Annotated in this window: 12 protein-coding genes; 2 read left to right on the top strand and 10 right to left on the bottom strand. The window is 46.0% G+C overall.

The window, feature by feature from the left end; all coding sequences use genetic code 11:
• Positions 1 to 30: 30 nt before the first annotated feature.
• From NAF29_RS18460 to NAF29_RS16960, 6 genes are all read right to left on the bottom strand, one after another.
• Positions 31 to 1071: an HlyD family secretion protein gene (locus NAF29_RS18460; protein ID WP_251262817.1), complete on the bottom strand. Its 1041-nt coding sequence runs from the start codon at positions 1069 to 1071 to the stop codon at positions 31 to 33.
• Entirely contained in the window at positions 1071 to 2396 is a 1326-nt protein-coding gene (locus tag NAF29_RS16940; protein ID WP_251262818.1) for a glycosyltransferase family 2 protein, read from the bottom strand. The genes NAF29_RS18460 and NAF29_RS16940 overlap by 1 nt, the downstream gene beginning before the upstream one ends.
• Entirely contained in the window at positions 2396 to 3814 is a 1419-nt protein-coding gene (locus tag NAF29_RS16945; protein ID WP_251262819.1) for a TackOD1 domain-containing metal-binding protein, read from the bottom strand. Before NAF29_RS16945 ends, NAF29_RS16940 begins: the two co-directional genes overlap by 1 nt.
• A gap of 187 nt (positions 3815 to 4001) precedes the next feature.
• Positions 4002 to 5345, bottom strand: coding sequence for a branched-chain amino acid transport system II carrier protein (gene brnQ / locus NAF29_RS16950; RefSeq protein WP_285817834.1), 1344 nt, complete (start codon positions 5343 to 5345; stop codon positions 4002 to 4004).
• A gap of 23 nt (positions 5346 to 5368) precedes the next feature.
• A complete protein-coding gene (gene brnQ, locus NAF29_RS16955; protein ID WP_251262820.1) occupies positions 5369 to 6697 on the bottom strand; it encodes a branched-chain amino acid transport system II carrier protein in 1329 nt (442 codons plus the stop codon).
• A 131-nt stretch (positions 6698 to 6828) separates the two neighbouring features.
• Positions 6829 to 7530: a tRNA1(Val) (adenine(37)-N6)-methyltransferase gene (locus tag NAF29_RS16960; RefSeq protein ID WP_251262821.1), complete on the bottom strand. Its 702-nt coding sequence runs from the start codon at positions 7528 to 7530 to the stop codon at positions 6829 to 6831.
• Between the two features lie 57 nt (positions 7531 to 7587).
• On the opposite strand from NAF29_RS16960, the gene srmB reads away from it, so the two are divergent.
• Positions 7588 to 8922 carry an ATP-dependent RNA helicase SrmB gene (srmB, locus tag NAF29_RS16965; protein WP_251262822.1) on the top strand — a complete coding sequence of 445 codons (1335 nt, stop codon included), beginning with the start codon at positions 7588 to 7590 and terminating at the stop codon, positions 8920 to 8922.
• Positions 8923 to 8936: 14 nt separating this feature from the next.
• On the top strand, positions 8937 to 9794 hold the full coding sequence (locus NAF29_RS16970) for an MOSC domain-containing protein (RefSeq protein WP_251262823.1): 858 nt from the start codon (positions 8937 to 8939) through the stop codon (positions 9792 to 9794).
• A gap of 24 nt (positions 9795 to 9818) precedes the next feature.
• On the opposite strand, the gene yaaA is transcribed toward NAF29_RS16970, so the two are convergent.
• The 4 genes from yaaA to NAF29_RS16990 all read right to left on the bottom strand — a co-directional run bounded on the left by yaaA (position 9819) and on the right by NAF29_RS16990 (position 13978).
• Complete coding sequence (yaaA, locus tag NAF29_RS16975; RefSeq protein WP_251262824.1) at positions 9819 to 10598, bottom strand: peroxide stress protein YaaA; 780 nt, start codon at positions 10596 to 10598, stop codon at positions 9819 to 9821.
• An 87-nt stretch (positions 10599 to 10685) separates the two neighbouring features.
• Positions 10686 to 12122, bottom strand: a complete 1437-nt coding sequence (locus tag NAF29_RS16980; RefSeq protein WP_251262825.1) for an alanine/glycine:cation symporter family protein — start codon at positions 12120 to 12122, stop codon at positions 10686 to 10688.
• Positions 12123 to 12593: 471 nt separating this feature from the next.
• Positions 12594 to 13031, bottom strand: a complete 438-nt coding sequence (locus NAF29_RS16985; protein WP_251262826.1) for an META domain-containing protein — start codon at positions 13029 to 13031, stop codon at positions 12594 to 12596.
• A 68-nt stretch (positions 13032 to 13099) separates the two neighbouring features.
• Positions 13100 to 13978, bottom strand: coding sequence for a Dyp-type peroxidase (locus tag NAF29_RS16990; protein WP_251262827.1), 879 nt, complete (start codon positions 13976 to 13978; stop codon positions 13100 to 13102).
• Positions 13979 to 14004 lie beyond the last annotated feature (26 nt).

Raw genomic sequence — 14004 nt, forward strand, 5'->3', positions numbered from 1 at the left:
CACAAAAGCAGAATTCACTTCCCTTTCAACTTATTCAAAGTAATAAAAACGGACTCTTATCGGCAGGCCTTCGACAAAATTTGAGATATCAGTTTCAAGTGACAAAGTGACTTGAACGGCTACTTTTCCATCTTCAAAAGGACCAGCCAACGAGCGAGGGATCCGATTGGCCATTTGAGTAGGTTCACTCACCACACCAACCACCGATGTACCATCAGGTAAAGTGACCGTGGCGCGGTTGCCTATTTTTCCATATTCAAGACGATTGGGGGGTAAAAATACCATCACCACTGGCTGGACTCTATTTGATAGTTTTGCCAAAGAAGCCCCCTCAAGCAGGTATTCGCCTTCATTGACATACAAATCATTAATGACGCCAGCGTTAGGAGCCCTTACATTGAGTTCGGACTGGGTCACTAACAAACGATTAATATCGCGTTCCAAATCGACTATCGATTTTGATATCGGCCCATTCTGATGGTTTTCAATAGCCCATTGGTAGTCCAACAATGCTTTGTTGTAGTCACGTTTTACTTCCACTTCTAGCCGCTCCAGCATGAGCCGGTCAGCTAATGTGAGCAAATCATCTCGATTGCCTTCGGCATATTCCTTTTGAATCTGATTATTGCTAGCCAACGCTGAAATGAAATCTGAAATTTGCTGCTGATGGAGCAGTTTAATCTTTGCCAAAGATGCTTTATTTTGATACTTCAAATCATCAATTCGTTGACGCAACAGCTTAAGATCTTGTTCAACCCTTGGCGCACGAAAATGCATGATAATGTCGTTTTTCTCAACGTAGTCTCCGGGCTTCACAAATAACTCTTCAACATAGCCACGTTGAAATGCATTCAACTCCACCGGCTCCGTCGTCAATATGCCATCGGCAGCAATTAATAGCTTTTCGCTAAAAATGTACCAGAGCAGCAGCACAATTGGACTCATCACAATAGCTAGCAACATGTACCACCTTGCTTTAAAGGCAATACGCTTAGCTGGCGCATATGTCACGTTAAAACCATCTTGTTCAGTAGGTTGTTGCTGTTTGCTATTTCGGAATGTAATTTTCACTAGAACCGCTTCCCTCGTTTAAGTACCCACCAAGGAGCCATATTACTCTCCTCATGGCCACGACGAACCCATTCATGAACCAACGCAAAGGCTGCAAAAAAACGAACCGTAAGGGTATAGAACGGAAAAAACAGGAGCATCCAAGGCAGCATTTTGAGGTCTTCCCTGGGGCGTTCAGAAATCGCAAACCAAAACACCCAGAAATGAAAATTACTCAATAATAAATACAGCAAATATTGCACAGCCAATACACCAACAAAAAACTCTATAGGTAACCATATGGCCATCCAAACCGTATAAATCAGCACTAAAATTGGCATCACAACATTCAAAACAACGCCATAAAATAGGGTGTATAAAAATGTTTTCCACCCCAGTAGTTTAGGGCTGAAGGCATGTTTGTGCTTTCTGAGGTATAAAAACAAAAGGTCCCCATCCCATCGAAGTCGCTGATTAAATAGCTCTTTAATGGTGACAGGGGCATCTGTATGCCCAATGGCCAACGATGCAAATGGAATACGCAATTTAGGATGACGAGACATGTATTGTTTGATGCGCACAGTCAGATCAAGATCTTCAGCGGTGTGAGTATCCCAGCCACCGATATGCATTAGGAAATCTCGCCGAAATGCACCAAAAGCGCCCGATACATTGTTAATTAAATTCCATTCAGCAAGCCCCGTTTTCCCTCCTTGCATCGACAGCATATATTCAATTGTTTGCATGCGAGTCCAGAAACTATCTGTGATGTTCCGAACACGAAGTGAGCCGCCTACGGCGGGTACATTGGGATCTTCAAATTCTTTTAGAACTTGATACACCATATTGTTGTCAAACGAAGTGTCTCCATCGACATTGATGACAATTTCCCCTGTGGCACGGTACAGTCCAGCATTCAGCGTGGAAACGCGTCCACCCCGTTGCCATTTAGGCACAATATCAATCGTACGATTGTTGTAGCGCTGCTGCATTGGCAAGCACTTGAGCGCTGCTTTGTAGGTATCTTGGTTTTGGACGGCACCGTCAATCACAGGAATAATTTGAATGGGGCCAGAATAGATCTGTTCGCACAGCGTCTCAACGGTCTGGATGATGGCATCTCCTTCGCCATAACAGGTGATGATAATTGAGACGCGTGGATGAAAATACAGCGGGGTATTTTTCTGTTGACGTATAGCCCACCGAACAATACCTACATTAATCAAGATAGACAGAGGAAGCTCGAATAACAACACCATAGGGATCATGATAAATAGCAATGCATGATCTTGTTTCAGCATTTCAAGAGTTGAAACACTAACGTAATAGACTGTCGTTAAATCCATTATGGAAGCGCTCCGCTGCAAACACTTGCAAGCCACTGCTCAGCGTTGTCATCAATGGCTTGAATGGGCAAAAAATAAGTACCGATTGACACTTCCAGCGTGCTGTCTGATTGCGCTTCTCCAATCTTAATGACCTTATCTTGAATCACCTCCATTCCTGCCTGTCCCGTATGCGGCAACATAATCATCAAGATATGTTCGTTATATTGGCAGCAGATATCTGTTGTTCTTAGCAGGTTACGTAACCGGTCACTAAAGGCTTCCAGCTGATTCAGTAACGACAACTCTGACTCCAATTGAATCAGAGACGTCAAATTGGAAAAATTGAGGATCAGTAACGAATGTTCGGAACGAATTTCGGTATGAATATTCTGTTCGCTATAACGCTCAGCGAGACGATTAAGCCAGCTCAATGTCCAGCTAAACTGCTCTTTGGGTAAGGCTACGCCCACAGCAGATGGAATCAAATAATTAGCTTTTCCAGTCCGCGCTTTAATGCGGCCACTTTCTCCCAATTTGAGCGCATATATACTTCTTTGTTTCAGGCGCTCTATCGGATTGGACGTTCCGCACGAATAACACTGTGCAACCACTTGGCCATCAATAAAGAAATGATCGCATTCATTGCATCGATGGTTTTCCAGCGGGCGATCATAATCTGTACCGATGTGCTTAAGGTTTGTTAAACAGTTGGGGCACGCCAAGGCGCCTTGACGAATAAATTGCGCCTGATCTGCAATATGGCCACAAGTAAAGCAATGAATTGCACTCTCAGAACGAATATCTATTGACTGACAATTTGGACAGGTATCTACATAGTTTAATAAACCGGAATCACAGTTTTGACACAGCCGGAGTCGGTCTAAAAGTTGCTCATTTTGCAACACAGAATTTCTGACCAATAAAGATGTCCACAAATGTTGGTCATCGGAATTGTCCCATAGAGATAACAGCGGATAGTGGTAGACCGAACTTGCCTGCAGCTCTCGAATGGGCATTAACGCCCGCTCATCAGATAGAAACAAATAGCTAATTAAGCGATCTTCAAGACTGGGTTGTTCAGGGGTTCTAAGTTCTTTTCGACGCTCTCTAAAACGCGCCACATGAGTAATAAAGGTCTGGAATGAATCATCTTCCACTACCCCATCATATAAGGCATAAAATTGTTCTGACGATGCGCAATTTTGAAGATAAACAAGGCTCAATTGTGTGTGGCGATTGAGTCGAATCTCATTCAGATATTTCTCGACGTCTTGCGCTAACAAACCAATTAAGACAACACCATCAATCTGCTCCTGCACACCATCAAGAGATTGTCCAAGCGCGCATTGAGATACTCGAAATACCGATAAACAATGTGGAGCATCCTCCAATGAAGAGGCAATACATAAGATACGAGCTTCATTCGCGTCGGCCATGCAAGCAAACATCCTGTATTTGAACAATAAAGATGATTGACTGAGCATAGAAAGACATTACGAATACCCCAATTTCATCAGACTATTAGATAGCAGTTATGTGTGCAAACACACACTATTCTCAACACCACATATAAAAAAGGCGCTTCCTTTGAGGGGAGCGCCTTCATTTTCAATTGACTAATGTTCAGGCATCTTTCGATTGATGAGAAGGCCATACCAACGCCACAACAACGGCCGCGAACACTGGAATCAACCAAGCAAGGCCATAGCTAAACAAAGGGAGATGGCTGGCAGTTTCCACCAAACTTGTGGTGCCTGGAATTTCTGCGGCTTTCATTGCGTCGAGCATGCTCAGCGCAAATGCAATGCCGACGATCCAGCGAAATGCTTGCTCTGGATGATTCAATTTTGAACGAACTAAGTTCAACACCACTAAAGCCACAGCAACAGGGTACAAAGCAATCAGCACTGGAATCGACACAGCAATGAGGTAGCTCAGTCCTACATTCGCCACCAACGCACTAATTAGCGCAAAAACAATCACTAAGTAGCGATATTGTATGTTCAGTAAATTGGAGAAATAGTCGCTACAAGCACCGGTTAACCCAACTGCCGTCGTTAAACAGGCTAGGGTCACAACTCCCGATAAAATCCATTGTCCGGGCTGACCAAACATTCCTTGCACATAAAGCGCTAAGATTTCACCCCCATTATCCGCTCCAGCCGCAACGGTGCCGCTGGTCGCCCCGAGATAAAACAATGACGTGTAAACCAATGCCAAGCCAATAGCAGCGATAATGCCAGCTTGAATCAAATACCGCGCCTGAAAGCCTTGATCAGTCACACCTTTCTTACGCAACACATCAACAATCAACACACCAAACATTAAGGCACCAAAGGTATCCATGGTGTTATAGCCTTCAATAAATCCTTTGCTGAATGGTGATTCTCGGTACGCTAATTGCGCAGCCGTTAAAGCTGCTTCAGGATTGTTCGTGACTCCGATGTCAGCCAACGGATTAAACACCACAGAGATCCCCAAAATGCCAAGCAACACAATCAGTACCGGTGTTAGTATTTTGCCAATATAGTCAATTAATGCGCCGCGATGTAGCGCTAACGATGCCGCAACTGCAAAAAAGCCAATGGTATATGCCCATAAAGGCAGCGTTGTTTCACCCAACAAATGCTTTAAACCTGTTTCATAGGCCACTAATGATGTTCTTGGTAATGCGAACGCAGGGCCAATGACAATAAAGATCGCGACGGTAATGGTCACGGCTATCGTTTTGGGCAAATCTTGCGTGACCGACTCCATATTTCCGCCGGCCACTGCAACGGCAATCAGCGTCGCAAGCGGCAATCCCACGGCAGTGACTAAAAAACCCAACATAGCCAATGTCACTTCGGTACCCGCCATTTGCCCTGCAATAGGCGGAAAAATAATATTTCCCGCGCCTAAAAAGAACGCAAATGTCATAAAGCCCAGCGCAAAAATATTCTTGGTGTCAAGTCTCATATCAGACATGCATTAATTCTCAAATCATCAGTTTAAATTGAAGGTGTTTGTTGTTCTGTGTTGGAGCGCGATACCAACGCACTCACAATCAATGCCAGTACAGACGGAATGAGCCAGCCCATGCCTTGATCAAACAACGGAATGGATGACAACAACCCATGACCCGGAATAGAGGCAAGAACCCCGGCCACGCTTAGTGCATCGAATAAACCAAATATAGCGGCCACCGCCACCACTAAACGAAACGATAACGTCGGAGATGGCAGTTTATCGGCAAGCACATTCAAAATCACAACACTGATTGCGATAGGGTAAATCGCCACCAACACTGGAATATAAAGTTGGATTAAGTCATCCAAACCAATATTTGCCATTGCCCAGCACACCACCACAATAACGGCCAGTGCGGGCTGATAAGCGACCTTTTCGAATCGTTCTTCAAGGTATTCAGCAAACGCACATGTACCCCCGACGCCTGTGGTTAAGCAGGCAAGAGTAATCACCAAAGCTAAAATCCACTGACCCGGTGCGCCCATGGATGCAGCCATGTAGCGGGCAAAAATTTCGCCGCCATTGGCTGCGCCTTCAGCCACCGAGCCACTAATTGCACCCATATAAAACAAAATAAAGTAAACCAACGCCAACCCAACTGCGGCGATAATCCCGCCGATGAAAAGCGCTTTAAATTGTTCGTCTCGATCAGAAACGCCTTTAGATTTAAGGGCATTAATAAGCAATACACCGAATAGCATTGCCGCCAGTAAATCCATCGTCATATAGCCTTCAAGGAAGCCATTAATAACAGGAGACTCGGCAAACTTGCCTTCTCCTTGTACAATTTCGCCAAGAGGCGACAACAATACATCGACACCTAATACCAACACCAAAAGCAGCATTAAGGGAGCGATAAACTTACCTACCGTATCTAATAATCGGCCGGGATTTCGTGCAATGGCAAATACGGCTGCAAAATAAACCGCACTAAACACCGCCAACAAAACAGCTGAATTAGGGTTTTCAGAGAAGGGTTTCACCGCCAACTCAAACGAAACAAGAGCGGTACGTGGAATACCAAAGCCTGGTACCATGATCAGGTAGATGGCTAGAGCTAGCAACATACTCACACCACTCGGCAAATAACGCCCTAATGCAGAAAGCCCTCCCCGAGCATAAGCCAGCGCAATGATCCCCAACAAAGGAAGACCCACAGCCGTGATCAAAAATCCGAACGTTGCTGGAAAGACTTGCTCACCCGCCTGATATCCGGCCATGGGTGGGAAAATCCAGTTCCCCGCGCCCAGAAAAAAGGCCAAAATCATAAAGCCGAGGCCAATTGTGTCTGAGGTTTTAAGTGCTTTCAAAAGTGTTCCTTTTGCTATACGCGATGGGGTTAAACCGAGGATCTAAGTCCGCTCATTGTCGCTTAAACATTGCTCTATAGAGCCTATGAAATAACCAGCAACATTACCATGTTAAAACTCACCGGAAAACCTTAAAAAGCAAGATAAAATGCCTTCGTCAGGCTTTTGAATTCAGCGGTATACTGATTATTTTCATCCATGATACATAGCTGCTCATACATTAACGAAGCCTCAACATGAACTAACTCTATTGCAACTCTACGCACCATTTTGTCGGCGCGCGTTTGAATATGTAGCACGCGGTGCAAAGACCATTGGTTCAATTGTGCCCAAGATTCAACATCGCTCAGTCGCTCCATTGGCAGCACTAATGCTATGCGAGTATGGTCATGTGCCAATGCGCCTGCTTGGTCGAGCAAGCGGTCGATGGGAAGCTGTTCGTCCAACCGAGCTTGCTGACGCTTGACACAGTTCAGCGTTTGCCCTGCCAAAAAATAAGGAGGGTTACTGACTATCAAGTCATACTTTTTGACCGGGTGCCACTGTGTCACATCACCATGAATCGACCTCAACCGGTTATTCCACGGTGTGTTTAAAAAGTTATCTTGCGCTTGTTCGGCGGCATCTTGGTCTATTTCAACAGCATCAATTTCGGCCTGTAAAGCTCGCTGTGCGACCATCATTGACAAAATTCCGCTGCCCGCGCCCATATCTAAAACAGTCCGCACCGCGTGAACATTCAGCCAGCTTCCCAAAATTAAACTGTCGGTGCCAACCTTCATCCCGCAGCGGTCATGCGCCACAAAAAATTCTTTACAACGAAAACCTGTCATCGTCTGTGCGGCTCGGTGGTATACTTACCGGCCATATCCCTTTTGTTATTTGTTGCTATGCATTTCGCCGAATTAGAACTCGACAAACGACTCCTCTCCTCACTCGATGAGATGGAGTACACACGCCCAACTACAATCCAACAGCAGGTTGTGCCTGCCATGATGGAAGGGTTGGATGTATTGGCCTGCGCACCCACAGGTACAGGTAAAACCGCAGCCTATTTGCTACCTGCATTGCAGCACTTACTGGACTTTCCTCGTGCCAAATCAGGCCCGCCTCGTGTTTTAATCATTGTGCCCACTCGCGAGCTTGCAACTCAAGTACTGGAATCTGCCCGTACCTTGTGTAAAAACAATCACCTGGATTGTCATGCATTAACCGGCGGTGTGGCCCACACAGAATACTCGCAAATGCTGCGCCAGAACATCGATTTACTGGTCGCAACCCCAGGACGTTTGATTGAATACTTGAATCAAGAACTGATTAATCCACGAGAAGTGGAGCTTCTGGTCATTGATGAAGCGGATCGAACGTTGGAAATGGGTTTTGGTCAAGACGTTGAAATTATCGCGGCAGAAACTCGTTGGCGTAAGCATACCGCCCTATTCTCGGCGACATTAGAAGGCAACTTAGTTGAAGACTTCTCAACGCGTCTTCTAAATGATCCTGTATCTTTACGTGCCGACTACGTGCCGCGCCGCGAAAAGAACCGCCTGCATCAATGGGTACATCTTGCAGATGATTTAAACCACAAGCGCCAGCTCTTACTTCACTATTTGAAGGATGAGTCTGTCACCAAAGCCATCGTGTTTGCAAAAACGCGCGAACGCTTGGTTGAGCTAGGCGACTGGTTGCGCTCGCAAGGCCTGCTGCCCATTGAATTGCGCGGTAGCATGGACCAAGACAAACGCGATAATGCATTGCAGAAATTCGCAACCCAAGAAAAAGCCATTTTGTTGGCCTCCGATGTAGCAGCGCGCGGTATTGATATCAGTGACATTAGCCATGTGATCAATTACGACATGCCCCGTACCGCCGATGTTTACGTTCATCGTATTGGTCGAACCGCCCGAGCTGGTCGCAAGGGTACCGCTATTTCATTGGTCGAAGCGCATGACATGCCACAGTTAGATCGTGTAGAGCGCTACACCGATGAAACTATCGATCGTCGTTTTGTGAAAACCCTTCGCCCGAAACACAAAGCCGCGCGTATTACTCCAAAGGTGTCAAAGAAAGACAAATTGAAGAAGAAAAAGGCCGCAGAAAAAGACGAAGACGTGAAATTGCCGAAACAGCGATTGCGCGACAAAAAGAATAAAGGCGCGCCGCGTTGGCTGAAGGCTAAACGCGCCGAGTCGGGTAACAATAACGACACCCCCACTGAAAAATAAACAAGAGCATCGACATGGCTGTCATTTCTGCATTGTACATTTATCCGGTCAAATCACTGGCCGGCTTCAGCCTCAGCAGTGCCACCCTGAGCGAGCATGGACTCCGCTGGCGCAATCGCATTGGTGATCGGCAATGGATGCTAGTACTTCCCAACGGACGATTCGTTACGCAACGCCAATGGCCGCAACTGGCTCGCATCAAAACAGAACTCACCAACGTCGGACTTGTATTGCATAAACAAGGCATGCCTTCCTTTCATGTGTCCTATGATTATGACCCCCAGCGAACCATGCAAGTGACAGTATGGCGAGATGAAGTCCTCGCATTTGATGAAGGCGACGCTGTGGCTCAATGGCTTGGCGAAGCCACTGAAAAATCAAATTCTGGCGTTCGGTTAGTGCGTTTTGGCGACGAGTCTGAACGCCCCGTCTCGGCCAAACATTTGTGGGATGACGAATCTAGCCAAGTGGCATTTGCAGACGGCTACCCAATATTGGTGGCCAACACTGCATCGCTCGATCAATTTAATCGTCACTTGCGCGCCCATGACCTCACGCCACTAAATATGAATCGCTTCCGAGCCAACGTGATTCTTACCGACACGACAGCATGGCAAGAAAACTCTATCTCTGAAATATCAGCGCATCATAATCAGTATCAACTTGGCCTGCGAAAACCCTGTGAACGTTGCCCGATGATCACTGTCGATCAGCAACATGGAAGTAAACCCGAAGACGGACGTCCGCTCAAGTCACTGATTGATTTTGATTGTCTTGGCAACGGAGCAGGCGCTTACTTTGGCCAAAATGCAATTGTCACTCGAGGCGTGGGAAGTTTAATTGAAGTGGGTGACGATGTGAGGCTTGGTTAAGCCCCACACCGCTTACATTCAATGTTAGGCTCTCATCTCATCGCGTAAAAAGACCAAGGTATCACTGCTGGACTGCTCTTCACTGAAATAATAACCGTCAGTGTCAAATCGCTTGAGTTGCTCAACCGAAGAGGGCTTGGTTTCAATCAGATAACGCGCCATTAAACCACGCGCCTTTTTAGCGTAAAAACTGATGATTTTGTATTGCCCATTTTTACAGTCCTTGAACACGGGTGTAATAAGGGTTCCTTTAATCTGTTTGGCTTTTACCGCTTTAAAATATTCATTAGACGCTAAATTAACCAGTACATCATCACCTTGTTCCTGCAATGCTTGGTTCAGCGCATCAGTAATAATGGAGCCCCAAAATTCATACAAGTTTTTCCCGCGAGTATTGTCGAGCTTCGTCCCCATCTCTAATCGATAAGCCAGCATTAAATCCAATGGCCGTAGCAAGCCATACAAGCCCGAGAGGATTCTCAAATGCGATTGTGCATAGGTAAAATCAGCCTCAGAAAGGCTTTGTGCATCAAGCCCAGTATACACATCTCCCTTAAATGCCAATGCGGCTTGTTTGGCATTTTCAGGTGTCATATTGGGTTGCCATTCAGCAAAGCGAGCAGCGTTTAAGCCTGCAAGTTTATCTGAAATTTTCATTAGCCCACCAATATCTGCCGGGGTGAGCTGTCGACAGCGTTCAATCAGTTCAGCCGAATGAGATAATAAATCGGACTGAGAAAAAGAAGAGGTGTTGGCGGGGGTTTCGAAATCCAACGTTTTCGCTGGAGATACAACAGCTAGCATATCAGGGCTCCACAACTAATAAGGCAGCAAGCACTATAACATAGTGCTTGCTGCCTTAAACCCGCCAAATGAAGGGTGACCCACGGGTTACTTTTGAACGTCTTTGGGCTGCCAAACGCCTTTCGCAATTTGTTCATCCAACTCAGGGTATTGGCTGCGATCAAAAGTGGGTAACCGGCCTTCATCAAGTTGCCGGTTATAATCGCGAGCAAGCTTAATCACCACACCCGACAACAATAAAATAGCCACTAAGTTAATCACACTCATGAACGCCATCGACAAATCGGCCATTTTCCAAACAATCGGCAATTCTGCCATTGCACCAAACATCACCATGGCAAGAACAAAGCATCGGAAAAATTGGAGACCGCGCGGATGCTCATGCTCTAAGAACACAAGATTGGTCTCGGCATATGAATAATTGGCCACAATTGAGGTAAAGGCGAAGAAGAAAATCGCAATGGCAATAAAGTACTTACCAAATGCCCCCACTTCATTGGTGAGAGCCAACTGCGTGAGCTCAATACCCGACACACCACTGTTCGGCTCAAGCGCGCCTGAGATCAAAATCACCGATGCGGTGCACGTACAAATCACAATGGTATCCACAAACACGCCGAGCATTTGTACATACCCCTGAGATGCTGGGTGCGGAGGATACGGGGTGGCAGTCGCCGCCGCGTTCGGCGCACTTCCCATGCCTGCTTCGTTGGAAAACAATCCGCGTTTTATACCATTCATCATCGCTTGCGCAACGGTATAACCAATGCCCCCAGAGGCCGCTTCAGCCCAGCCGAATGCACTGCGGAAAATAAGGCTAAACACATCGGGCAGATGCGTAATATTCATCACGACAACAGACAATGCGATCACAAGGTAGAGCAGCGCCATCAATGGCACCACTAATTCGGCAAATCGAGCAATAGAACGAATACCACCAAAAATAATTAACCCAGTGAGTAGCTGAATTAAAATTCCGGTTTGATAGGGTTCCCATCCAAAGGCGACACTGGCTGCATTTGCAATCGCATTTGCCTGAACAGCATTAAACACAAGACCAAATGCAATGATCAAACATACGGCGAATGCCACGCCCATCCATCGCTTTCCAAGCCCAAATTGCATGTAATACGCAGGGCCACCTCGGAAGTTGCCTTGGTCGTCTTTTACTTTGTAAAGCTGCGCTAAACTCGACTCTGCAAAAGAAGTCGCCATACCAATAAGCGCAATCAGCCACATCCAGAAAATAGCGCCCGGGCCACCTAAATAAAGCGCTACTGCAACACCTGCAAGATTTCCGGTGCCAACACGAGCGGCCAAGCTAGTGCACAAGGCCTGGAACGATGAAATACCACTGCTATCAGATTTTCTAGAATTCTTCAGTACCGAGAACATATGCCCAAAATGTCGGAACTGAATAAACCCCAGTCGCACCGTAAAGTAGATGCCAACAGCAAGTAACAAGTAAATCAAAATGCTTCCCCAAAGGAAGTCATTCATCATATCGATTATCTGTTCAAACATAAGAATCCTATTGTTCAGTACAGCTCATGCTGGCAATGCGCTTTGATCATGTGTTTATTCAAGCATAGTGCTTACTGACCGGCATCGATAAGGTTTTTACTACATGAGTTGAATGGTCTAAAACTAGGCACTTTATAGTCGGACACTGATCCTATTAACTTGAAGCTGATCAATGTAAGCGGCATCACTTGCAAATGCCAACACGAAAATATCATTAAAAATAAATAGTTAACAACAGCGTAACACGTCAAAAAGGGGATATTGGGAAGGGAACAAAAAATTTATTGCAAATGCGTATGATTATCATTTGCTTTCATTAAGATTTAGGTTACTATGAGTTCGTGCTTGAGAAGCAGGTCACTGAAAGGTACCGAACTCACTCTAAGTGCAAATCTCGTCTGGCTCTATTGGCTATCATTGCCAAATTCCGGGAATCCCGTTTTGGGATTCCCGTTTTTCTTTGCATCAGCCTTAATGCATATAATCTGCTAAGACGTAAACTAACTCACCACTTTGAGCTTTCAGCGTAAGTTTATTCTCAAATGCAGTGACTTGAGCCCCTTCATTTAAAACGTTCAGCACTGTTTGCTCAATTTTTGAAAGTTCGGGTTGGCAAGCCATCATTGTTGAACCACCGGGTAACATTTTCAGCACGCCATTTGACAGCTCACCCTGACCAAAGAATCGATTACATCCGGCAATTCCAGCTAACCGAAAACCTTCTTGAAACTCAATGTCAGGTCTTTTCTGTTCGTTTAGATTGACTCCCAGTAAATCTGTCACCAGCTCACCGTTGACAGATTCTAGGTTGTAGTGGTGATGCACCAAATCTTGTTTGGTTAAACTCACCGTGCTTCCGCCCGAAGTGGCAACACAACCGACTAAAGCGATTGATGCTAAAAATGCCATGAACAAATTTCCCATCTTCATCTCCGTATCTCGTTGATATCTATATGACACTGATGATTCTAATGGGTTCAATCGTCGCCCAAACAAATCGACCAATCTACGCCGTCACCCTGGAGTGGCGGACACCAATAGTAGCCACCTGTAATAGGCCGAGTGAAGTTGAACAACGCATCCACGATGCCATCCTCAAGGCCTGCCATGCGCACCATTTGCTGCTCAAACGCCTGATGAGAATGACCGAAGGCAACAAACATCAATCCTGCATCAGGCCCTTCTGCCCATGCCATCGATCTGCGCACCATAAAGGCTTCAGGGGCAAAACTTTCTTGTGCTGTGCGTTTTACATGAGCGCTGTCGGGAGCATCGTCTAATTCTTCATTGTCAGAAAGTCTTCGACCAATCATGTGGTCTTTTTCCGGCTGGGAATGCATCGAGAAACGTGCAAGATCATGAACCCACTGTTGCACTGCAACATAACTGCCACCATCCAACCCTTGCCCTTGTCCTGCAACAATGGCCGCAGCCATTGCATCATCACCCGTTGGATTCTCAGTACCATCTTCGTAGCCCGTCAAATCGCGGCCACTATCGTGCAAGAAGGCTTGTGTTTGATGCACAAGGTCAAAACATTCACTCAGTTCAGACGCCAAGAACTGGGCTTCAATTGCCAATTCTCCGGGGGAGTCGCCACGCAGCCAGATCCACACATCATTTTGAGTGGAGGGTACATTCACTCCCGAGCCACTCATGGCTGGAAATGTTGCTAAATCGATTTGGGTTTCAGCGATCGTGGGGATCAGTGCAGGACCAATTCCAAAAACATGCTGCGTTTCAATTTCACTTTGTTGCAAGCAGTGCAGTGCTTCTTTTAGGGTCACTTCGGGTAATTTATCAAAACTTAAATAGCAACCGTGCTTTGGTAACGGTTGAAGAATTCCTGATTGCATAGGTTCACTCCTTATCTGCTCTGAGC

Source organism: Echinimonas agarilytica (genome assembly GCF_023703465.1).
Taxonomy (GTDB): Bacteria; Pseudomonadota; Gammaproteobacteria; order Enterobacterales; family Neiellaceae; genus Echinimonas; species Echinimonas agarilytica.

Excerpts from the sequence above, each read along its gene's own strand:
- NAF29_RS16980 (WP_251262825.1), bottom strand. The coding sequence starts at position 12,122 with ATGTTTGAACAGATAATCGATATGATGAATGACTTCCTTTGGGGAAGC.
- NAF29_RS16990 (WP_251262827.1), bottom strand. The coding sequence starts at position 13,978 with ATGCAATCAGGAATTCTTCAACCGTTACCAAAGCACGGTTGCTATTTA.
- NAF29_RS16945 (WP_251262819.1), bottom strand. The coding sequence starts at position 3,814 with ATGGCCGACGCGAATGAAGCTCGTATCTTATGTATTGCCTCTTCATTG.
- NAF29_RS16985 (WP_251262826.1), bottom strand. The coding sequence starts at position 13,031 with ATGGCATTTTTAGCATCAATCGCTTTAGTCGGTTGTGTTGCCACTTCG.
- srmB (WP_251262822.1), top strand. The coding sequence starts at position 7,588 with ATGCATTTCGCCGAATTAGAACTCGACAAACGACTCCTCTCCTCACTC.
- NAF29_RS16940 (WP_251262818.1), bottom strand. The coding sequence starts at position 2,396 with ATGGATTTAACGACAGTCTATTACGTTAGTGTTTCAACTCTTGAAATG.
- NAF29_RS16970 (WP_251262823.1), top strand. The coding sequence starts at position 8,937 with ATGGCTGTCATTTCTGCATTGTACATTTATCCGGTCAAATCACTGGCC.
- NAF29_RS16960 (WP_251262821.1), bottom strand. The coding sequence starts at position 7,530 with ATGACAGGTTTTCGTTGTAAAGAATTTTTTGTGGCGCATGACCGCTGC.
- yaaA (WP_251262824.1), bottom strand. The coding sequence starts at position 10,598 with ATGCTAGCTGTTGTATCTCCAGCGAAAACGTTGGATTTCGAAACCCCC.
- brnQ (WP_285817834.1), bottom strand. The coding sequence starts at position 5,345 with ATGTCTGATATGAGACTTGACACCAAGAATATTTTTGCGCTGGGCTTT.